Origin of the sequence: Gordonia sp. CPCC 206044 (assembly GCF_048537895.1) — a bacterium.
GTDB lineage: Bacteria > Actinomycetota > Actinomycetes > Mycobacteriales > Mycobacteriaceae > Gordonia.
The window spans coordinates 252,636-274,403 of the sequence record NZ_JBCLVL010000003.1; the positions used below are offsets into that span (position 1 = coordinate 252,636).

Below are 21,768 nucleotides of genomic sequence, written 5' to 3' on the forward strand. Positions count from 1 at the left end.
AATCGTTCGGCCCGGAGGTCGGTGTGGCCGACCTGACGGTGGCCGACGCCGTTGCCGCCCAGGTGCTTGCGACTCCGCAGGCGATCGCGTTGATGTTCGAGGGCCGGGAGGTGACCTACCGAGAGTTCGGTGCCCGGGTCTCGGTGGTGGCCCGGCAGTTGATCGCGATGGGAGTGGGGCCCGAGGTGCCCGTCGGCGTCTCGGTGGAGCGGTCTGTCGAGTTCGTCGTCGCCATCCACGCCATCGTGGCCGCAGGCGGCCAGTACGTGCCGTTCGACACCGCCGCGCCGGCCGACCGCGTGCGGTACATGGTGCAGACCGCCGGTGTCGGCGTGGTCGCGGTATCGGCCGGTCGGGTCCCCGCGGCGCTGACCGAACTCGACCGCGTCACCATCGTCGAGGTGGATGCCGACGGCGGGGTCGACCTGACGACTCCACCGGTGACCGACGAGGATCGGTTGGCGCCGTTGCGAACCGGCGATGCCCTGTACACGATGTTCACCTCCGGGTCCACCGGCCGACCCAAGGGGGTGACGGTCACCCACGCGTCGGTGGCGAACCGACTGTGGTGGGGACTCGAGCAGTATCCCTGGACCATCGGCGACCGGATCGTGCAGAAGACCCCGGTCACCTTCGACGTGTCGGTTCCGGAACTGTTCGCGCCGTTGATGTCCGGTGCCACGGTGGTGATCGCCCGACCCGGCGGTCACGCCGATCCCGGTTACCTCGCGGAACTGATCTCGACCACGGCGGCCACCTCGGTGCATTTCGTCCCGTCGATGCTGTCGGTGTTCCTCGACGTGGTTCCGGCCCGACGTATCCGGGCGTTGGACTCGTTGCGGTGGGTGTTCTGCTCGGGGGAGGCGTTGCCACCCGCGGTGGTGGCCCAGACGCACGCCGCGTTGCCGCAGGTCTCGATCATCAATCTGTTCGGCCCGACCGAGGCCGCCGTCGAGGTGGCGGTCGCCGACGTCACGCACGCCGAACGGTCCGTCCCCATCGGTGTGCCGGTGTGGAACACCTCCACGCTGGTGCTCGACGCCCGACTGGATCTGGTGCCCCCGGGCGTGCCCGGCGAGTTATACCTGGGTGGTGTGCAGGTGGCCCGAGGGTATGCCGCGCGCGCCGGCCTGACCGCGGAGCGGTTCGTGGCCGACCCGTTCGGTCCGCCGGGTGCCCGTCTGTACCGCACCGGAGACCTGGTGCGGTGGAACATCGGTCGCGACGGTGCGATGGAGGTCGAGTATCTCGGTCGCACGGACTTCCAGGTGAAGCTACGGGGGCAGCGGATCGAGCTCGGCGAGATCGAATCCGTACTCGCAGCGGCGCCCGGCGTCGTGCACGCGGTGTGTACCGTCTCGGAATCACCGTCGGGTGGACAGCATCTCGTCGGGTACCTGTCGCCCGCCACGGTCGACCTGGACGCGGTCACCGACCACGTCGCGTCGGCCTTGCCGGAGTACATGCGTCCGTCGGTGTGGATGGTCCTCGACGACATCGCCCTCGGCAGTTCGGGCAAGTTGGACCGGAAGTCGTTGCCGGAACCGGTGTTCGCGACCGGTGAGGTGGTGGCGCCGGCATCGGGGACCGAAACGGTGCTCGCCGACGTGTTCGCCGAGGTGCTCGGCGTCCAACGCGTGGGGGTGACCGAGTCGTTCTTCACGCTCGGCGGGAACTCGTTGTCGGCGATGCGGGTGGCCGCACGGATCGCCGACGCGGTTGGTGCCGACGTCTCCGTGCGTGACCTCTTCGAGGCGCCCAGTGTCCGTCAGCTGGCGGTGGTGGTGGAGTCGGCGGTGCGCACCCTGCCACCACTGGAAGCAGGCGCACCGCGACCGGTGCCGATCCCGCTGTCGTTCGCCCAGACGAGGATCTGGTTCATCAACCGGTTCGATCCCGATACCGCCAGCTACACCCTCCCGGTGCTGCTGCGACTGACCGGCGTCCTCGATCCGCATGCCTTGCGGGCGGCGGTCGTCGATGTGGTGATGCGGCACGAGATCCTGCGCACCACCTTCCCGACGATCGACGGGGTCCCGGTGCAGCAGATCGATCCCGCCGACGATGCGGTGGACCGTCTGGACTGGGCGGTGGTGTCGACGCGTGACGACCTGGACGCGGCGGTGCGGGCGGGATTCGACCTGACGCAGGACTGGCCGCTGCGTGTGCGTCTCTGGCACGCGGGCCGCGACGAACACGTCATCGCGCTGGTGGCACATCACATCGCCGCCGACGGGGAATCGATGTTGCCGCTGGTGACCGACATCATGGCCGCATACGAGGCACGTGCCGACGGGCACGGTCCGCACCTGCCGCCGCTGCCGGTCCAGGCCGCCGACCACGCTGTCTGGCAACGTCGGGCCCTCGGATCGGCCGAGGATCCCGGATCGCCCGTGGCACGCCAATTGGCCTATTGGACGGAGCATCTGGACGGGTTGCCCGATCTGCTCGAGCTGCCCGCCGACCGGATCCGGCCGGCGGTGGCGTCCCATCGCGGCGACCGTGTCGGCTTCACGATCCCCGCCGCGCTCGGCGATGACATCGGTGCGCTCGCCGAGCGGTACGGGGTCACGCCGTTCATGGTCGTGCACGCCGGTTTGGCGGTGCTGCTGGCACGCTTGTCCGCGGGCGGCGACGTCGCGGTCGCCACCCCGATCGCGGGCCGCGGACAGGCTGCCCTGGAACCGCTCGTCGGCATGTTCGTCAACACGCTCGTGCTGCGAACCGCCATCGATCTCGGTGAGGACTTCGCCGGGTTGCTCGATCGGGTGCGGGTGATCGACCTCGATGCGTTCACCCATTCCGACGTCCCGTTCGAGACCGTCGTGGACACGGTGAACCCGGTGCGTTCGGAATCGTTCACCCCGCTCGCGCAGGTGATGCTGTCCTTCGATCCGGCGGCATCGGCCGAGCAGGCCGAGCTCACGGTGCGCGGCCTGCGGATCACCTCGATGGCGCCCCCGGTCGTCGCTGCGCAGATGGACCTGGCGGTCACGGTGAGCACGGCGTCACCCGGCCGGGACTGGTCCGGTTCGATGGTCTATGCGACCGATCTGTTCGACGAGTCGACCGTGCAGAGTTTCGCCGAGCGTTTCGTCGACCTGCTCACCCGCTTGGTCACGCGGCCGGAGTTCGCGGTCGGTGACGCCGACCTGCTGGGATCGGTGCAACGTCGGGCCGTGCTCGACACCGCCGTCGGCCCGATCGTCGCATTGGGACCGGAGACGATGCCGGATGCGATTGCCGCACAGATGGACTCCGACCCGGATGGCGAGGCAGTGGTGTTCGCCAGCCGGGTGGTCAGCGGCGGGGAACTGAGCGCACGCATCGCGGTGCTGGCCCGTCAGCTGATCGCCCGCGGCGTCGGCCCGGGTACGGCCGTCGGTGTGTCCCTGGATCGTTCGGTCGAAGCGGTGGTGGCCATCCACGCAGTCGTCGCCGCGGGCGGACAGTATGTGCCGATGGATCCGCAGGCGCCGGGTGAGCGGGTGCGCTACATGGTCGACACCGCCGAGGTGCGGATCGTGCTCGTCGGCCCGGGAGTGCCACCGGCTGCGGTCGTCGAGCTCGGTGATCGTGTCGAGGTGGTCGCGGTGGACGCCGACGAGGCGGTCGATCTGTCCGCCGGTCCGGTGACCGACGCAGACCGCAGATCCCCGCTGCGGCCCGACGACGCCCTGTACACCCTGTTCACCTCGGGTTCGACGGGGCGGCCGAAGGGTGTGACCGTGTCGCACGCTGCGGCGATGAACCGGTTGCGTTGGTGCCTCGACGAATTCGACTGGTCGAGCGACGACCGAGTCCTGGTCAAGACGCCGTTCACCTTCGACGTGTCGGTGCCGGAGTTGTTCGGTCCGTTGCTCGCGGGTGCAACGATGGTGGTTCTGCGGCCCGGCGGGCACCTCGAACCCGATCACATCGCCGACGTGATCGCCGATCAACGGGTGACCTCGGTGCATTTCGTCCCGTCGATGCTGGCGGTCTTCCTGGATATTGTTCCTGCGGAACGATTCTCGGAGTTCGGTTCGCTCCGGTGGCTGCTCGCGTCGGGGGAGGCGCTGCCGCCTGCGATCGTGGTGCAGGCGCACGAATTGTTGCCGACGGTGGCCATCCACAATCTCTACGGTCCCACGGAGGCCACCGTGGATGTCACGTCGCTGGACGTGACGCATCGGGATGTGTCGGTCCCGATCGGGCGGCCGGTGTGGAACACGTCGGCCCATGTGCTCGATGCGCGATTGCATCCGGTGCCGCCGGGGGTCCCGGGTGAGCTCTATCTCGGTGGCGTGCAGGTGGCACGCGGTTACGCATCTCGGCCGGGCCTGACCGCGGAGCGTTTCGTCGCCGACCCGTTCGGCGCGCCGGGCGGTCGGTTGTATCGGACGGGGGATCTGGTTCGGACCCACACCGGTCGCGATGGCGCGGGGGAGATCGAGTACTTGGGCCGCACCGACTTCCAGGTGAAGTTGCGTGGTCAGCGGATCGAGCTCGGTGAGATCGAATCTGTCATCGCCTCGGCTCCGGGAGTCGTGCACGCGGCGTGCGTGGTCGCGCAGTCGCCCTCTGGCGGGGATCATCTGGTCGCGTATCTTTCGCCGTCCACGGTCGATCTGGACGCGGTGATCGAGCACGTCGCGGCGGCGCTGCCGGAGTACATGCGTCCGTCGGTGTGGTCGCCTCTCGACGAGATCGCGGTGAGCAGTTCGGGCAAGCTCGATCGGAAGTCGTTGCCTGCGCCGGTGTTCGAGGCGCGTGTGGAGACTGCGCCGGAGGGACAGGGCGAGACGATGGTGGCGGCGATCGTCGCCGAGGTGCTCGGGCTCGATCGGGTGGGCGTCACCGAGTCGTTCTTCGACATGGGCGGCAACTCGCTGGCCGCGATGCGTGTGGCGGCCCGGGTCGCGCAGTCGATGGGTGTCGAGGTGTCGGTGCGCGACCTCTTCGACGCTCCCACCGTTCGTGAGCTCGTCGTCGCCCTCGGCGGCCGTGGGCAGGGCCTGCCGCCGTTGACGGCGATGCCGCGACCCGGTCGTCTGCCGTTGTCGGCCGCGCAGGCGCGGATGTGGTTCATCAACCGGTTCGACCCGTCGTCGGCGGCGTACAACGTGCCGATGATGTTGCGCCTTCGTGGCGATCTCGATGCGGCGGCCTTGCGTGGCGCGGTCGGGGATGTGATGCAACGTCACGAGGTGCTGCGCACGTTGTACGGCCTGGATGCCGAGGGGCCCTACCAGCGCATCCTCGATCCGGGGTCGGCCCGCGAGCGGCTCGACTGGTCGGTCGTGGACGACCGTGGGCAGCTCGTCGAATCGGCCATGCGTGGGTTCGACGTCTCGGACGAACTGCCGATCCGTGGCCGATTGCGACGGACCGGCGACGGCGTCCACGAGGTGGCGTTGACGGTGCACCACATCGCCTTTGACGGTGGGTCCACGTCGGTGTTCGTGCGGGATCTGCTGGTCGCGTACCGCGCCCGCATCGAATCGGATGCGCCGGCACTCGAGCCACTCGAGGTGCAGTATGCCGACTTCGCGCTGTGGCAGCGCGCGACGTTGGGCAGCGTGGACGATCCGGACAGTCCGCTGGGACGGCAGATGGACTACTGGCGCGACCATCTCGTCGGCCTCCCGCAGGTGACCGATCTACCGATGGATCGGCCGCGTCCGGCAGTGCGCAGCGCCGACGCCGGTGTCGTCTCGGTGACTGTCGACGACGCGTTGGCGCAGCGGCTCGAACACTTCGCCGTCGACCACGGGATCACCGGCTTCATGGCCGCCCATGTGTCGGTGGCGATCACGGTGGCCAGGATGGCCGCCACCACGGACGTGGTGCTCGGGTCGCCGATCGCCGGACGTACCGACGCCGCCCTCGACGATCTGGTGGGGATGTTCGTCAACACGTTGGTCCTGCGTACGGGAATCGAGCCGACGCGGTCGGTGGCCGACGTGGTGTCGTCGGTGCGGGCCACCGATCTCGATGCCTTCGCCCATGCCGATGTCGCGTTCGAGGATCTCATCGAGGAGATCGCGCCGGTGCGGTCGACGGCGTTCGAACCGCTCGTGCAGATCGCGTTCGCACATGTCGAGGCCGCGTCCGATACGGACGAGGTGGCAGCGGCCGGGCTCGTCGCCGAGCCGATCGCGCTGCCCGATCAGGTGGCCAAGTTCGACATGGCGGTCAGCGTCACGGGGCGCACGGCGGCCTCCGCGATGACCGCCGAGTTCGTCTATGCGCGAGCACTGTTCGATGAGTCGACGGTACGGTCGATCGCCGATGCCTGGGTGCGGGTGGTGGAGGGTATGGTCGCCGACCCGACTCTCCAGGTGGGTGACATCGACCTGCTGGCTCCCGAGGAGCAGGCGTCTCTGGCCCCGGTGTCGGGTGGGGCGAGCCGGGGATCGCGACTGCCACGAGACGTGTTCGCCGACGTGGTCGAGCAGCTTCCAGACCGGGTGGCGGTGACCGACACCGCCGGTGGGTCGTTGACGTATGCCGAGATCGACGCCCGGTCGAACCGGCTGGCGCGGTGGATGATCGGCAAGGGCATCGGGGTGGAATCGTTGGTCGCCTTGGCCATCGGTCGGTCGGTGGAGTTGTTGACCGCCATCTGGGCGGTCGCGAAGACCGGTGCGGGTTATCTGCCCATCGATCCCGACTATCCGCCCGATCGGATCGCGCACATGCTCACCGATTCCGGCGTCGCCATCGGCGTGACGACCGCACACCATCGTGCCGGACTGGGTGACGAGGTCGACTGGACGTTGATCGACGACGACGGGTTCGTTTCTCGGGTAGGGCGATTGGATTCGGGGCCGCTGCGGGCGGGCGAGATCATCGGCAGCCCACACCTCGATGCGGTCGCCTACGTGATCTACACCTCGGGGTCGACGGGCACGCCGAAGGGCGTGCAGGTGACGGCTCGCGCGCTCGACAACTTCGCGCAGGCGGAGGTACGTCGACTCGACGTCACCGTCGGGGCGCGGGTGCTCGGGTTCGCGTCGTTGAGTTTCGACGCATCGGTGCTGGAGTGGTTGCTGGCGACGGCTGCAGGCGCGACGCTGGTCTACCGGCCCGACGACGCGCTGGGCGGAGAACCGTTGGCGCGGTTCATGTATGACGAGCAGGTGACGCACGCCTTCCTCACGCCGACCGTGCTCGCGACACTCGACCCGGATGCAGTGCCGGGGCTGCATGCGCTGGCTGCCGGGGGCGAGGCCGTGCCACAGACCCTGGTCGATCGCTGGGGGCCGCGGGTGTCGTTCCACGATTTCTATGGTCCGACCGAGACGACGATCGTGGTCACCATGAGCGCCGCGAAGCGCCCCGGGACGGCGACGACGATGGGTTCGCCGATCGCCGGGGTCGGACTCATGGTGCTTGACACACGTCTGCGTGTGGTTCCGGTCGGGGTGGCCGGAGAGCTGTACGTGTCCGGAGACGCGCTGGCGCGCGGCTACGTGAAGCGGGCCGGGCTCACCGCAGGCCGGTTCGTGGCAGATCCCTTCGGGGCGTCCGGTGACCGGTTGTACCGCACCGGTGATGTGGTGCGATGGCGACACGACGACGGTGGCGAGCTCGTCCTCGAGTACGTGGGCCGCAGCGACGATCAGGTCAAGTTGCGGGGGCTGCGCATCGAGTTGGGTGAGATCGAGTCGGTGCTGACGTCGCATCCGCTGGTGGATGCCGCCGTGGTGGTCGGCGTCGGTGGTTCGGTCGCCTCCGCATTGGCGGCGTACGTCGTGCTGCGGGCGCCGGTGGACACCGGGCGACTGCGCGTTTTTGTCGGTGAACGGTTGCCCACGCACATGGTGCCGTCGAGCATCACGATCCTCGACGCGCTGCCACTCACGCCCGTCGGGAAGCTCGACAAGCGTGCGCTACCCGAGCCCGATGCCGCGCAGGCAGACGTGGTGGTGGCAGCCGACACCGACGCCGAGCACGCGGTCGCGGCGGTGTTCGCGGAGGTGCTCGGTGTCGACGAGATCAGCGTGGTGGAGAGTTTCTTCGACGCGGGTGGCAACTCGTTGTCGGCGACCAGGGTCGCCGCGCGGGTCGGCGAGGTGTTCGACACCGATGTCTCGGTGCGAGATCTGTTCGAGTCGCCGACCGTGCGGGGCCTTGCGGCCACGGTGGCAGGTCGGGGGAGCGGCACCGACCTGGCCCCGGTCGTCGCGGTTCCGGTTCGGCCGCAGCATGTTCCGCTGTCGTTCGCGCAGTCGCGGATGTGGTTCATCAACCAGTTCGACCCGACCGCGTCGACGTACAACGTCCCGGTGTTGCTCCGTCTGGTCGGCGACTTGGATGTCGCTGCCCTGCACGCAGCCGTCGTGGACGTGGTGTGCCGCCACGAGGTGTTGCGGACCACGTTCCCCGCGCCTGACGGCACCCCGGTGCAACAGATCTGGTCGACCGCCGATGTCGCCGATCGCCTCGACTGGGACACCGTCGCATCGGCGGAGGCGTTGATCGCCGCGGTGTCGGCAGGTTTCGACGTCAGCACCGAGTGGCCGTTGCGGGTGCGCGTGCATCGCGTCGGTGAACGCGAACACGTCTGCGCCATCGTGGCGCACCACATCGCGGCCGACGGTGAGTCGATGACCCCGCTGGTGACCGACCTCGTCGCCGCATACACGGCCCGCGCCGCCGGTACCGCACCGCAGTTCGCGCCGCTCGCCGTGCAGTTCGCCGACTTCGCCATCTGGCAGCACGATGTCCTCGGTTCCGCGGACGATCCGGAGTCGGTTGTCGGGCGGCAGCTCTCGTACTGGACCGATCAGCTCGCGGGTCTTCCGGACGTGCTGGATCTGCCCGGCAACCGCGCCCGGCCGGCCGTCGCGTCGGAGCGTGGGGCACAGATCTCCTTCGAGGTGCCCTCCGACGTGGTGGCCCGCATCGGTGCGATGTCCCGCACGCACGGCGTGACCGAGTTCATGGTCGTGCACGCGGCGTTGGCGGTGCTGCTCGCCCGGTTGTCGGCGACCGACGACATCGCGGTGGGCACCCCGGTCGCGGGCCGCGGACGGCGGGTCCTCGACGATCTCGTCGGCATGTTCGTCAACACGCTCGTGTTGCGTACCCGCATCGACTCGAGCATGCCGTTCACCGATCTGCTCGACCAGGTCGCGGTGACCGATCTGGACGCCTTCGCACACACCGATCTGCCCTTCGAGACACTCGTGGAGCGCATGAATCCGGTGCGTTCGGAGGCCTTCGCGCCGCTCACCCAGGTGCTGCTCACGTTCCACCAGAACACGACGGCGAGCACCGGTGACACGATGTCGGTTGCCGGGCTGGACATCTCGCCGGTCGCGGCGCCCGAGACGCCCGCCAAGGTGGATCTCACCTTCGCCGTCGCCGCCGACGGTGGCGACATCGCCTGGCCCGCACAGATCGTCTATGCGACCGATCTGTTCGACGAGGCGACCATCCGGTCGTTGGCGCAGCGCTTCGTCCGGGTGCTGGGGGACCTTGTCACGGCACCGAGCACGCCGGTCGGCGACGTCGGTCTGCTCTCGGCGGACGAACTCGACGCGCTCGCCCAGTTGCCGGCCCCGGTCACGCGGACCGCGAATGCCGAGTCGGGTCTGGTCGATCTGTTCGCGCGCACGGTCGTTCGGCACCGCCACCGGCAGGCGGTCACCGGTGACGGGGTGTCACTCACCTACGGCGAACTCGACACGCGATCCGACGCGGTGGCCGCCGCGCTGCGCGCCCGCGGCGTGCGGGTGGGTGATCTGGTGGGTGTCGCCACCGGCCGCGGGGTGGAACTGCCGGTCGCCATCCTCGGTGTGCTCAAGTCCGGGGCGGCCTATCTGCCCCTGGACACCACCAACCCGGCGCAACGGCTGGCCTACATCGTCACCGATGCCGCGGTCGACGTCCTGATCACCGATGCCACGACACGTGACCACGAACTGTTCGGTGACCTGCCGACCGGTGTGACCTCTGTCGAGGTGGGTGATCTCGTCGTCGAGGGAGCCGATCGTGCGCCCGTGACGGTCGCGGTACATCCGGAGTCCCGGGCCTATGTCATCTACACCTCCGGGTCGACCGGACAGCCGAAGGGTGTGGAGATCACCCACCGCGACGTGGTGACACTGATGGACACCGCCGCCGGCGACTTCGACTTCCGTCCCACCGACGTGTGGACGATGTTCCATTCCTACGCCTTCGACTTCTCGGTGTGGGAACTGTGGGGACCGTTCCTGTCCGGCGCGCGTGTGGTGATCGTCGATCGAGCAGTGGCCCGCGACCCGGATGCCTTCGTCGTGATGCTGGCCGCCGAAGGGGTCACCGTCCTCAGCCAGACACCGTCGGCCTTCTACCAGCTGATTGACGCCCGACGCCGCAACGATGTGGCGATCCCGTTGCGCTACATCGTCTTCGGTGGAGAAGCGCTGAGCTTCGACCAGGTGCGCAGGTGGTATGACGACCGGGCGGCGAGCGGCTCCGATCAGGCCGGACCGCAACTGGTCAACATGTACGGCATCACCGAGACGACGGTGCACGTCAGCTTCCGGCCCCTGGATCCGGAACTGGTCGCGGCCGGGGACGCCTCGCTCATCGGTCGGCCCCTGGGTTCGTTGGCGATCCACATCCTCGACGACCGTCTGCATCCGGTCGCACCCGGTGTGGTCGGCGAGATGTACGTCACCGGTGGACAACTGGCCCGCGGGTACCTGCGCCGCGCCGGGCTGTCGTCCACCCGGTTCGTGGCCAATCCGTTCGGTCCCGATCCGTCCGGCACGGGCTCTCGCATGTACCGCACCGGCGACCTCGCGCGACGGGTCGACGGCGACATCGAGTACCTCGGCCGAGGAGACGCGCAGGTGCAACTGCACGGTTTCCGGATCGAGTACGGCGAGATCGAGGCCGCACTGCTCGGATGCGACGGTGTCGCGGCGGCGGCCGCCGACATCATCGAACTGCCCGGTCGCGGTGAGCAGTTGGTCGCGTACGTCGTCGCAGACGCCGGGGTCGTGGTCGAGCCACGCCGGCTGCGCGACGATGTGGCCCGTCGGGTGCCGGGCTACATGGTGCCCGCGGTGGTCACCGTGATCGACGCTCTGCCCTTGACGGCCAACGGCAAACTCGACCGCGCGGCGCTTCCGGCGCCGACGATCGCGGGTTCGTCCGCCGACGACGTGGCCCCGGAATCGTCCACCGAGCAGGCATTGGCCCGCATCGTCGCCGGTGTCCTGGGGGTCGACCGGGTCAGTGTGGTGGACTCCTTCTTCGCGCTCGGCGGCGATTCGATCCTCGCCATCTCGCTGTCCTCAGCGGCGCGCGCCGAAGGTCTGCTCGTATCGCCGCGCGACGTCTTCGAACACAAATCGGTGCGAGCGATAGCCCGGATGCTCGCCGACGGTGGTGGGACGTCACGTCCTCTCGACGAGCCCGTCGGCGGGGGTGTGGGGGCGGTCGACCTTCCGCCGGTGGCCTGGTGGATGCTCGAACTATCCGACACCCCAGCTGATTTCGCGGACTTCTCGCAGGCCATGGTCCTGGTTGCGCCGGAGGCGCTCGACGAGGAGTTGCTCGACCGTGTGCTGCGCGCCGTGGTGGCGGCACACCCGCTGCTGTCGGCACGACTGGAGCGCGACTGCGACCGGTGGACGTACACGGCGGGTGCGGGTGCCGGGCCGGTGAGCGCGGTGGTCGAGGTGTCGGCGCGCCTGGGTACCGATGGGTTCGACGCCGCCCTGCGCGACGCGCACACCGAGGCCCTACGGCGGCTCGACCCCGCGACGGGTGTGCTGGTCTCGGCGGTGTCGGTGGCCGCGCCCGACGGCGCGCGAGTGGTCCTGGCGATCCACCATCTCGGCGTGGATGCGGTGTCCTGGCCGATCCTGATCGAGGACCTGATCACGGTCTGGGCGCAACTGGAATCCGGCCAGGAGCCGTCGGTGCGCGGCGAGGTGACCTCGGCCCGCGCCTGGCATGCCGCGCTGGCGGCGCAGGTCGAGACCCGTCGCGACGAGGTCGACCACTGGCTGGCCCGGGTGGGCCGGGGCGCCACCGATTTCGGTACGCCTCGCGACCGCGACCGGGACCGGTTCTCCACCACCGAGACGGTGTCGGTCCGCATCCCGACGTCGGTGACCGAGTCGTTGCTGACGCGCATTCCGGAAGCCTTCGCGGGCAACGTCAACGACGCGCTGCTGGCCGGTCTGGCACGGGCCGTACGCGGCTGGCAGATCGCGCGGGGGATCGATGCGGACGGCCCGGTCACGGTGCTGGTGGAAGGGCACGGTCGGTACGACGAAGTGTTCGAGGCGGGACCGGATCCGAGGTCGGCGGACGTGTCGCGCACGGTGGGCTGGTTCACCACCCTGGTGCCGACGGCGCTGGATCCGTCGTCGGACCCGGTGCATGCGGTGAAGGCGGCCAAGGAGGAGCGCCTGCGGACCCCTGACCGTGGAGTGGGCTTCGGCCTGTTGCGATTCGGTGGGGACGATCGTCTGGCCGCCACCGAATTGCCGTCGATCGGATTCAACTTCTTCGGTGCGGGCACACGCGCGGGTGACGACGGGCCGTCGGTGCCGTTCTTGACCGATCCGACCGCTCCGGCCCTGCCGGCGACGGTGTCCGGCGCGATGTCGGCGATGAACGTCCTCACCGTCAACGTGGGTACCGCCACGAGCGGGTCCGGGCGTGAGCTGGTGGCCGACTTCCTGTATGCACGTGAGATTCTCGGTGCCGACGATGTTCGTGATCTCACGCAGCGGTGGGGTGGGGAGCTGGCCGCGATCGTCGATCAGGTCGAGGCGATGGGCGACCCCGGACCGTCGCCTGCCGATGTCCCGGGCAGCGACGTCACCCAGTCGGATCTCGACACCCTCGCGCAGCGCTACCCACGCGCGGACGTGTGGCCGCTCTCGCCGCTGCAGCGAGGGCTGCATTTCCAGGCGGAACTCGCCGTGGCGAGCGAGACCGACGCGATGGACGTGTACGTGGTCCAGGCGGTGCTCACGATGGGCGGGGACATCGACGAGCGGCGGCTGCGCGACGCTGCGCAAGCCTTGTTCACCCATCACCGTGCGTTGCGTTCGGGATTCGTCCGCACGGCGAGCGGGGCGGTCGTCGCGGTGATCCCCGAGACGGTCGACCTTCCGTGGTACAGCATCGATCTCGGCGCCGACGTGGACGTGGACCCCGAGGTGCAGCGTGTCGCGCAGGAGCAGGCCGCGCTGCCGTTCGATCTCGCGGCACCACCGCTGATGCGGTTCGCCCTGATCCGTCACGGTGAGACCGCGCACCTCGTGGTGACCAACCACCACATCCTCATCGACGGATGGTCGGGCCCACTGGTCCTCGCGGATCTGTTGGCGCTGTACGCGTCGGGTACCACCTACACCGGGCAGCTGGGCGGCGGTGAGCGTGATTTCGCCGATCACGTGCGGCGACTCGCGATCGCCGACCATGCTGCCGGGCTGGCGGCGTGGCGCGCGGTGCTGGCCCCGGTCGAAGCGCCCACCCTGGTGGCGCCCGGCGCGGTGGCCAGTACCGAACAGCCGCCACGCAATCACTCGATCGTCCTCGACACCGAACTCGTCGCGGGGGTCGAGGCCGCAGCCCGTGCAGCGGGTGCGACGGTGGCGACCGTCCTGCAGTTCGCGTGGGCCGTCTTGCTGTCACGACTCACCGGCAATCGGGTCGTCACGTTCGCCGAGACGGTGTCGGGCCGCCCGGCCGATCTCGAGGGTGTCGAGTCGATGGTCGGCTTGTTCATCAACACCCTGCCCGCGGTGGTCGATGTGGACCCGAGCGCCTCGATCGCCGATGTCCTCGCCGGGCTGCAGGAATCGAAGGTGGCGGTGCTCGATCACCAGCACCTCGGGCTGCCGGAGTTGACCGCACTGGCCGACGCGGGCTCGGGCGCGCTGTTCGACACGTTGACCGTGCACGAGTCGTATCCGGTGGACACCGCATCGTTGTCGACCGCGGACGCGGCGTTGACCGGTGGCCTGGAGATCCGCGACTTCGAGGGCACCGACGCCACCCACTATCCGCTCAACATGGCGACGGCACCCCTGCCGGGCGCGGCGCTGTCCTTGACGCTCAAGTATCTTCCGGCTGCCTTCGACACCGCACAGATCGAAGTGTTCGCACGTGCGCTCACCCAGATCCTGCGCACCGTGGCCGCGCACCCGGACACCGTCACCGCCGACATCACACTCGTCGGTCCCGATCAGATGGCGGCCCTGACACCGGTGTCGGGCGGGCCCGGTGTCGCCCCGATCCTGTTGGCGGACATGTTCGCCGATGCGGCGCACCGTCATCCGGATCGCCTGGCCGTCGTCGACGGGCACGGCGCGTCATCGACCTACCGCGAACTCGACGCCCGCTCGAATCGTCTGGCCCGGTGGCTGATCTCACGGGGGATCGGCGTGGAGTCGTTGGTGGCCTTGGCCATCGGTCGGTCCGTCGACCTGCTGACCGCGATCTGGGCGGTCGCCAAGACCGGTGCGGGGTACGTACCGATCGACCCCGACTATCCGCCCGAACGAGTGGCCGCCATGGTGGAGGACTCGGGAGCGATCCTCGGCCTGCGGGTCGGGGCAGACGATCTGCCCGACCACGGGTTCGAGTGGGTGCGCGTCGACGACGAGGCGATGACGGCGCGACTGACGGTGCTCGACGCAGGGAACATCACCGACGCCGAGAAGATCGGCCGCGTTCGGCCGGAGAACGTCGCCTACGTCATCTACACCTCCGGATCGACGGGCAGGCCGAAAGGTGTTGCGGTGTCGCACACCGGACTTGCCAACTTCGCCGCCCAGGAAACCCGGATTCTCGACGTCGACGACGCACCGGTCGTGTTGGGTTTCGCCTCACCGAGTTTCGACGCTTCGGTGCTCGAATACCTACTCGCCGTGCGCAATGGCGGGACGATCGCCTACCGGAGCGCCGAAGCGGTCGGCGGCGCGGTGCTCGAGGCGTTCATGCGGACGCATCGGGTCACCCATGGCTTCCTGACCCCGACGGTGTTGTCGACGATGGATCCGGCTGCGGTCGGCGACCTGACGGCATTCATGGCCGGCGGCGAGGCGGTCCCGGCCGCGCTCGTCGACGCATGGTCACCACATGCCAACGTGCACAACATCTATGGCCCCACCGAGACCACCATCGGGGTCACCATCAGTGACGCGATGCCCGCAGGCCGGCCCGTGCGGATGGGCGCGCCGCTGGTGGGGGTGGGCCTGATGGTGCTCGACGGACACCTGCAGCCGGTGCCGGCGGGCGTCCCGGGCGAGCTCTACGTGGTCGGTGGTGCGCTCTCGCGCGGTTATCTCGACCGGCCGGGTCTGACGGCGGAACGGTTCGTCGCGTGTCCGTTCGGGCACGCCGGAACCCGGATGTATCGGACCGGTGACGTCGTCCGGTGGCGGTCCGACGAATCGGGGCCCCTGGTCCTCGACTATCTCGGACGTGGCGACGACCAGGTCAAGCTGCGCGGGCTGCGGATCGAACTGGGCGAGATCGAGGCGGTGCTGGCCGGCCATCCCGCGGTGGAGACCGCTGTGGTCGTCGGTGTCGGCGGCTCGGTCGCCACCGCCCTGGCCGGATACGTGGTCGCCGACGACACGGTCGATGCGGCCGCGCTGCGCGAGTACGTCGGACGCCGGCTACCCACGCACATGGTGCCGGCCAGCATCGCGATACTCGACGAGCTCCCGCTGACCCCGGTCGGCAAGCTCGACAAGCGGGCGCTGCCCGAGCCGCGGATCGACACCGAGATCGGCACCTACGTCCCACCCGCCACCGAGCACGAGCAGGCCGTCGCCGACGTGTTCGCCGAGGTGCTCGGACTCGAACGGGTCGGCGCCACCCAGGGCTTCTTCGACCTCGGCGGGGACTCGTTGTCGGCGACGCGGGTCCTGGCCCGTCTGCGCGACGACGACCACGGCTATCAGGCCGAACTCGGGTGGCTGTTCGACGATCCGACACCGCGTGGGCTCGCAGGACGGCTGGTCGGTACCGAACCCGGCGCCGGGGACGTCCTGATCACGCTCAACGCGCAGGGCACGGCGCCCCCGTTGTTCTGTGTGCATCCGGCAGGTGGTCTCGCCTGGTTCTACGGCGGACTCGTGCCGTATCTCCGCGATCGTCGGGTCTACGGTCTGCAGGACCCGCACGCGGTGTCCGGCGAGCCGAGCGCGGCGAGCATCGAGGAGATGGCACAGCGCTATGTGGCGGAGATGCGCCGGGTGCGACCGCACGGGCCCTATCACCTTCTCGGCTGGTCGTTGGGCGGCTACATCGCGTACGCGATGGCGACGTTGCTGCGTGCGCAGGGCGACGAGGTGGCCTTCCTCGGCGTCATGGACTCGTCGCCGGTGCCGCAACGAGTCGTCGACGAGGCCGATCTGCCCGTCGCCCTCGGCGGTGACGATGTCGGGGACTTCCTCGGCGGGTGGCGTGCCCTGTTCGATCTCGGGGACGACGTGCAGGCGTCGTCGGCCGATGAGGTCGCCGAGATCGTGCGCGACCAGATCGCGTCGATGGGGTTGCTGCGCGCCGATCAGGTGCAGTGGGTCATGAACAGCTTCGCCTGCGGCGAAGACCTGGTCCGACAGTTCGTACCCGCGAGGTTCGACGGACCGCTGCTGGTGTTCACTGCGACGAGGGACAAGGATGACCCGGGGGCGGTGGCACGTGGCTGGGAACCCCATGTCGATGGGATGATCGCGAATGTCGATGTGGATGCCGACCATCTCGGACTCGCCAACGCGGCGGCGCTCGAGGTGATCGGTCCGACACTGAACAGGTGGCTGACCCCCGGTGACCACCCGTTCACCGATGCCGACCTCGGCAACACAGAAGGAGAGGATCAACCATGACGAATCCGTTCGACGACGAGAACGGCCGTTTTTACGTGCTGGTCAACGACGAGAACCAGCACTCGCTGTGGCCGACGTTCGCCGACATCCCCGCAGGCTGGACCAAGGTCTTCGGTGAGGACAGCCGGGCCGCATGTCTGGAGTATGTGGAGAAGAACTGGACCGATCTGCGGCCGCAGAGCCTCATCGACGCGATGGAGGCCGACAAGGCGGCCAAGGGCGCATCGTCGGAGTGATCGTCGCGGTGACGTGTCGTGGCGATAACACTTGAACATCAAGCGCATCCGTCACATCCGATATCACCAATCACGTACGTAACATTGCGGATGAAGATGTTGAGCAAGATCACTGTGGAATGCACCACATGATCATGAAGCCGGTGACGAGTATCCTTAGCCAGACTAAGCTAGATGCAAAGGTTGACCCGGCACGGTTCTGATGCGGAGGCGACATGAACACGGTCGACTGTCTGGTTGTGGGGGGATCACACCATGCTTGAGTTACTCGATGACATCCGTGACCGGGCCGAGTCGGCGCCTCACCTCGTGGCGGTGCGCCTCGGCGAGGAGTCGGTGACCTATGGTGCGCTCCACGACGGGATCACCTCGTATGCGGCCGTGATGGATCGTCACGGCATGTCCGCGCACGCAGCGCTCTACGCGACCCTGCTCAACTGCATGCCGTCGATCGCCCGAATCGGGGCGGCCGCCGAGCAGAACAGGGTCGTCGGCGAGGTCGTCGCCTGGTTGGCGCGGCATCTGCCCGGGGACCAGGGCCGCGGCCATCTGCGCGCGGTCAGCTGACCTCGACACCACCTCAGACGCACAACGACGAGCGCCGCACCGGATCTCCGGTGCGGCGCTCGTCGTCTACTGGTCGGACTCGATCAGCCGCCGTGCTGACCGCCCATCGAGGACAGCTGAGTGATCGCGTCGCTGCTGAGCTTCCAGTCGCCGTCGACCTTCACGAACGCCAGCTGCAGATCGATCGGCTGCGGCGCGTGCGGGCTCTTGATGGACACCGTCGCGATCGCCTTGTTGTCGCCGTCGGCCTTCACCTCTTTGACCGTGTACACCTCGGGCGTGTAGCCGGCAGCGTTCGACGCCTTCGCGTAACCCTGGATCGCCGCCTTGCTGACCGGATTGCTCGTGTCGACCACGGCGTCGAGTTCTTCCGAGGAGGTCGCCGGGTCCACGGCCTTGCGGACGATGACCTGGGCGTCGTCGGTCTTGAGGCCGACGATCGCTTCCTTCGCCTCGCTCGCCGCCGAGCCGACGGCGGATGTCGCCTTGCTGGCCGCGCTGCTGACGGTATCCGACGTGTCGTCGGAGCAGCCTGCGGCGACGAGCACGGTGGCACCGGCGAGCAGGGCTGCTGCCAGCGACTTTCGAACGTTCATATCCGACTCCATCCTGATTGGGTAAGCCAACACTAACCCACGGGTGCGAGCGGACCGTTCGGCCGGAATTAATCGGACCGCGGTCCGGTTAACTGGTGTGAAGCTTTCCGGACTCCCCGAGGAGGAACGACATGCAGCTGGGACTTTTCAGCGTCAGTGACATCACCGTCGACCCGACCACCGGTGTCGCCCCGACCGAACACGAGCGCATCAAGGCCATCGTCGAGATCGCGAAGAAGGCCGAGGACATCGGCCTCGACGTGTTCGCCATCGGCGAGCACCACAACCCGCCGTTCTTCTCGTCGTCGCCGACAACGACGCTGGCCTACATCGCCGCGCAGACGAGCAAGCTCCAACTGTCGACGGCGACCACACTGATCACCACCAATGATCCGGTGAAGATCGCCGAGGACTTCGCGATGCTCCAGCACCTCGCCGACGGCCGCGTCGATCTCATGCTGGGTCGTGGCAACACCGGGCCCGTCTACCCGTGGTTCGGTCAGGACATCCGGCAGGGCATCCCGCTCGCGATCGAGAACTATCACCTGCTGCACCGACTGTGGAACGAGGAGGTGGTGAACTGGGAGGGCAAGTTCCGGACACCGCTGACGTCGTTCACGTCCACGCCCCGACCGCTCGACGGTGTCGCGCCGTTCGTCTGGCACGGCTCGATCCGCAGCCCGGAGATCGCCGAGCAGGCCGCGTATTACGGGGACGGCTTCTTCGCCAACAACATCTTCTGGCCCAAGGAGCACTTCCAGCGACTCATCGGCTTCTATCGGGAGCGCTACGAGCACTATGGGCACGGCGACGCCGATCAGGCCGTCGTCGGTCTCGGTGGGCAGTTCTTCATCCGCCGTAACTCGCAGGACGCGGTCCGGGAGTTCCGCCCCTACTTTGACAATGCGCCCGTATACGGACACGGTCCCTCGCTCGAGGAGTTCAGTACCGAGACGCCGCTGACGGTCGGCAGCCCACAGGAGTTCGTCGACAGAACGCTGTCGTTCCGGGAGAGCTTCGGTGACTACCAACGCCAGCTGTTCCTCGTCGACCACGCCGGCCTACCGCTGAAGACCGTGCTCGAACAGCTCGACCTGCTCGGTGAGGTACTGCCGGATCTGCGCGCGGGCTTCGCCGAGGGGCGGCCTGCCAAGGTGCCCGATGCGCCGACCCACGCCTCGCTCGTCGCCGCTCGGGATGCCGCAGACCGGGTTGCCGCAGATCGGGATGCCGCAGACCGGGATGCAGCAGACGAGAGCGACGAGGTGCGGGCATGACGTCGAGGCTGGTCGCGGTCAACGCCGGCCTCGGCGACCCGTCGTCGACGCGGCTGCTGGTCGACCGCCTCGTCGAGGCCACGTCGCACGCCTGCGCCGGTACGGGCGTGACGCCGGAGATTCGGGTGATCGATGTGCGCGAACTGGCCGTCGACATCGCTCGCTCGCTGACCACCGGGTTCGCCATCGGGGCGGCCTCCGAAGCGATCGAGGCGGTACAGGATGCCGACGGGCTGATCGTCGCCTCGCCGGTGTTCAACGCGTCCTACAGCGGATTGTTCAAGTCGTTCTTCGACCTCGTCGACATCGAACGCATGCAGGGCAAGCCGGTTCTGCTCGCCGCCACCGGGGGCAGCCCGCGCCACTCCATGGTGCTCGATCATGCACTGCGCCCGCTGTTTTCCTATCTGCGTGCGGCGACCTTGCCGACCGGTGTGTACGCCGCGTCCCAGGATTGGGCCGGGACGTCAGGCGACACCGCCGCGCTCTCGGACCGGATCGAGCGTGCCGCAGGCGAATTGGCGGCGGCGCTCGACGATGGCCGCGGTACGCCGACCCAGGTGCGGCACTCGTCACCCGCGTCACCGGAGGTGACGGATCGTCGACATGCCCAGCAGGCGGCCACCGAGGCGGCCGGGATCGCCAACTTCGCCCGGCTGCTCGGCGAAACCGACTGACACGACACGCTTCTCGGTGACCCTCGGCGACGCGTGACGAACTCGGGAACTCAGGCGCGCCCGGGGATGTTGTGGCGAGGGCGCAGGTGGGTGGTCGGTAACGCGGGTGCCGGCAGATGCTGGACATCGCCCTGGTATCCCTCGACCTGTCCGAACCGCTCACTGTGCTCGGTCCATTGCCGGCGGAAGGCAACGATGTCGTCGTGCGAGCGGCCGAGGAAGTTCCACCACATGATGATCTCCTCGTCGAGCGGCGTCCCGCCGAGAAGCACCACCCGCCCCGCCTCGGCGGACTCGTTGCGCAGGCGTAGCCGACTCGCCCCGACTCCCACATAGCCGAGTTCGGTACGGGTGAGCGGGTCTGCCGCGGAGTCGACGATGCGGATCGCGCCCTGATCGACGAGAACGCCGTGTTCGAATCCCTCGTCGACGTGGAGGTCGATCTCGGCGCCCGGTGCGAATGTCAGTTCCGCGCCGAGCAGTGGTGTGAACGTGTGCACCGGTGACCGGTCGCCGAGGAGTTCGCCGAGGAACACGCGGACGGTGACGCCGTCACGGTCGAGGGGCTCCGGGACATGGTGGGCGAAGTCGCGTGGTGTGTCGACCGCCGACGCAGGCAATGCGATCCACAGCTGGACCCCGTGCAGGATCGTCGTCTCCGGGGTGGAGACCTCGGTGTGCGCGATGCCGTGTCCCGCGGTCATCAGGTTGAGTTCGCCCGGACGCACCATCGCGTGGTTGCCCATCGTGTCGCGATGCTCGATCTCCCCGGTGAACAACCAGCTCGCGGTCTGCAGTCCGGTGTGCGGATGGGGTGGCACGTCCATCCCGCCAGACACCGACACGTCGTCGGGGCCGTAGTGGTCGGCGAAACACCACGCCCCGATCAGCGACCGCTGCCGTTGCGGCAGTGTCCGGTGCACGGTCATCGCCCGAGGTCCGCCGAGCGGGACGTCCCGTGCGGTCAGCACCTCGATCGAGATCGCGCGTCCGGACCGGTCGTCGGCACGGTGAGTGCTTGAATGACAATCGATCTCGGCAGGATCGACTTCGAGATTGCTCATCGGCGCACGCCACCTCTCGCAGATGTCCGGACTGTGCGCCTCAAGTCTAGTGACGCATCGACCAGGGTGTCCGCCAATGTGTGGGTCCAGGGATCACTGTATTGAGGACTGCCGCAGTTCGGCAGACATTGCGAGTGTGGTGGCGAGTGGCCAGGCCGCGCCACTGTTCGAGGTGGCCGAATTGGCGTTCGACAGAGCCTCACATGTAACCGCTCACCAGGTTCGTCGGACGCGCCTTCGCCTGACCTCTGGGACTGCGCGTCCAGCGTGTGAGCATCTCGGCTGTCGGCAGGTGGTTTTCGGGCGTTGCGGCATGGCCGCCGTTCGGGTGCCCGCCGGTTCACTGCTCGGCGGGCACCCGAAACGGGGTTTCCCATTTCACACTGTGGAGTTGTCAAGGGTCGTGCACAACCCGGGTGTCCCGGGTCGCTGGTTTATGCTTGGTGAAAGTTGTGTTGGGTCAGTTTGTTTCGGCTATGTGGTTGCCCTCGGCATCGAATCCGCGTC

General features: G+C 68.3%; 7 protein-coding genes (1 of these 7 cut by a window edge). 5 read left to right on the forward strand and 2 right to left on the reverse strand.

The window, feature by feature from the left end; translation table 11 throughout:
- The 3 genes from AAFP35_RS05800 to AAFP35_RS05810 form a co-directional block, all read left to right on the forward strand.
- Positions 1–16,844 carry the 3' portion of a non-ribosomal peptide synthase/polyketide synthase gene (locus AAFP35_RS05800; RefSeq protein ID WP_419220605.1) on the forward strand. Its footprint begins 8,128 nt before the window's first position, so 16,844 of the gene's 24,972 nt are visible here — the last part of the coding sequence; its start codon lies beyond the left edge, outside the window; it ends in the stop codon at positions 16,842–16,844.
- Positions 16,841–17,080, forward strand: coding sequence for an MbtH family protein (locus tag AAFP35_RS05805; RefSeq protein ID WP_419220606.1), 240 nt, complete (start codon positions 16,841–16,843; stop codon positions 17,078–17,080). The genes AAFP35_RS05800 and AAFP35_RS05805 overlap by 4 nt, the downstream gene beginning before the upstream one ends.
- Positions 17,081–17,335: 255 nt before the next feature.
- Positions 17,336–17,647: a hypothetical protein gene (locus AAFP35_RS05810; RefSeq protein ID WP_419220607.1), complete on the forward strand. Its 312-nt coding sequence runs from the start codon at positions 17,336–17,338 to the stop codon at positions 17,645–17,647.
- An 83-nt stretch (positions 17,648–17,730) separates the two neighbouring features.
- Here AAFP35_RS05810 and AAFP35_RS05815 read toward each other — a convergent pair whose 3' ends face one another.
- Complete coding sequence (locus AAFP35_RS05815; RefSeq protein ID WP_419220608.1) at positions 17,731–18,243, reverse strand: DUF4878 domain-containing protein; 513 nt, start codon at positions 18,241–18,243, stop codon at positions 17,731–17,733.
- A 131-nt stretch (positions 18,244–18,374) separates the two neighbouring features.
- On the opposite strand from AAFP35_RS05815, the gene AAFP35_RS05820 reads away from it, so the two are divergent.
- Positions 18,375–19,520, forward strand: coding sequence for an LLM class flavin-dependent oxidoreductase (locus AAFP35_RS05820; RefSeq protein WP_419220609.1), 1,146 nt, complete (start codon positions 18,375–18,377; stop codon positions 19,518–19,520).
- Complete coding sequence (locus AAFP35_RS05825) at positions 19,517–20,197, forward strand: FMN reductase (RefSeq protein ID WP_419220610.1); 681 nt, start codon at positions 19,517–19,519, stop codon at positions 20,195–20,197. Before AAFP35_RS05820 ends, AAFP35_RS05825 begins: the two co-directional genes overlap by 4 nt.
- A 50-nt stretch (positions 20,198–20,247) precedes the next feature.
- On the opposite strand, the gene AAFP35_RS05830 is transcribed toward AAFP35_RS05825, so the two are convergent.
- Positions 20,248–21,261: a pirin family protein gene (locus tag AAFP35_RS05830; protein WP_419220611.1), complete on the reverse strand. Its 1,014-nt coding sequence runs from the start codon at positions 21,259–21,261 to the stop codon at positions 20,248–20,250.
- Positions 21,262–21,768: the final 507 nt, after the last annotated feature.

What these genes read in the sequence shown, in the direction of transcription:
- AAFP35_RS05805 (WP_419220606.1), top strand. Translation starts at nt 16,841, where the DNA reads ATGACGAATCCGTTCGACGACGAGAACGGCCGTTTTTACGTGCTGGTC.
- AAFP35_RS05810 (WP_419220607.1), top strand. Translation starts at nt 17,336, where the DNA reads ATGCTTGAGTTACTCGATGACATCCGTGACCGGGCCGAGTCGGCGCCT.
- AAFP35_RS05815 (WP_419220608.1), bottom strand. Translation starts at nt 18,243, where the DNA reads ATGAACGTTCGAAAGTCGCTGGCAGCAGCCCTGCTCGCCGGTGCCACC.
- AAFP35_RS05820 (WP_419220609.1), top strand. Translation starts at nt 18,375, where the DNA reads ATGCAGCTGGGACTTTTCAGCGTCAGTGACATCACCGTCGACCCGACC.
- AAFP35_RS05825 (WP_419220610.1), top strand. Translation starts at nt 19,517, where the DNA reads ATGACGTCGAGGCTGGTCGCGGTCAACGCCGGCCTCGGCGACCCGTCG.
- AAFP35_RS05830 (WP_419220611.1), bottom strand. Translation starts at nt 21,261, where the DNA reads ATGAGCAATCTCGAAGTCGATCCTGCCGAGATCGATTGTCATTCAAGC.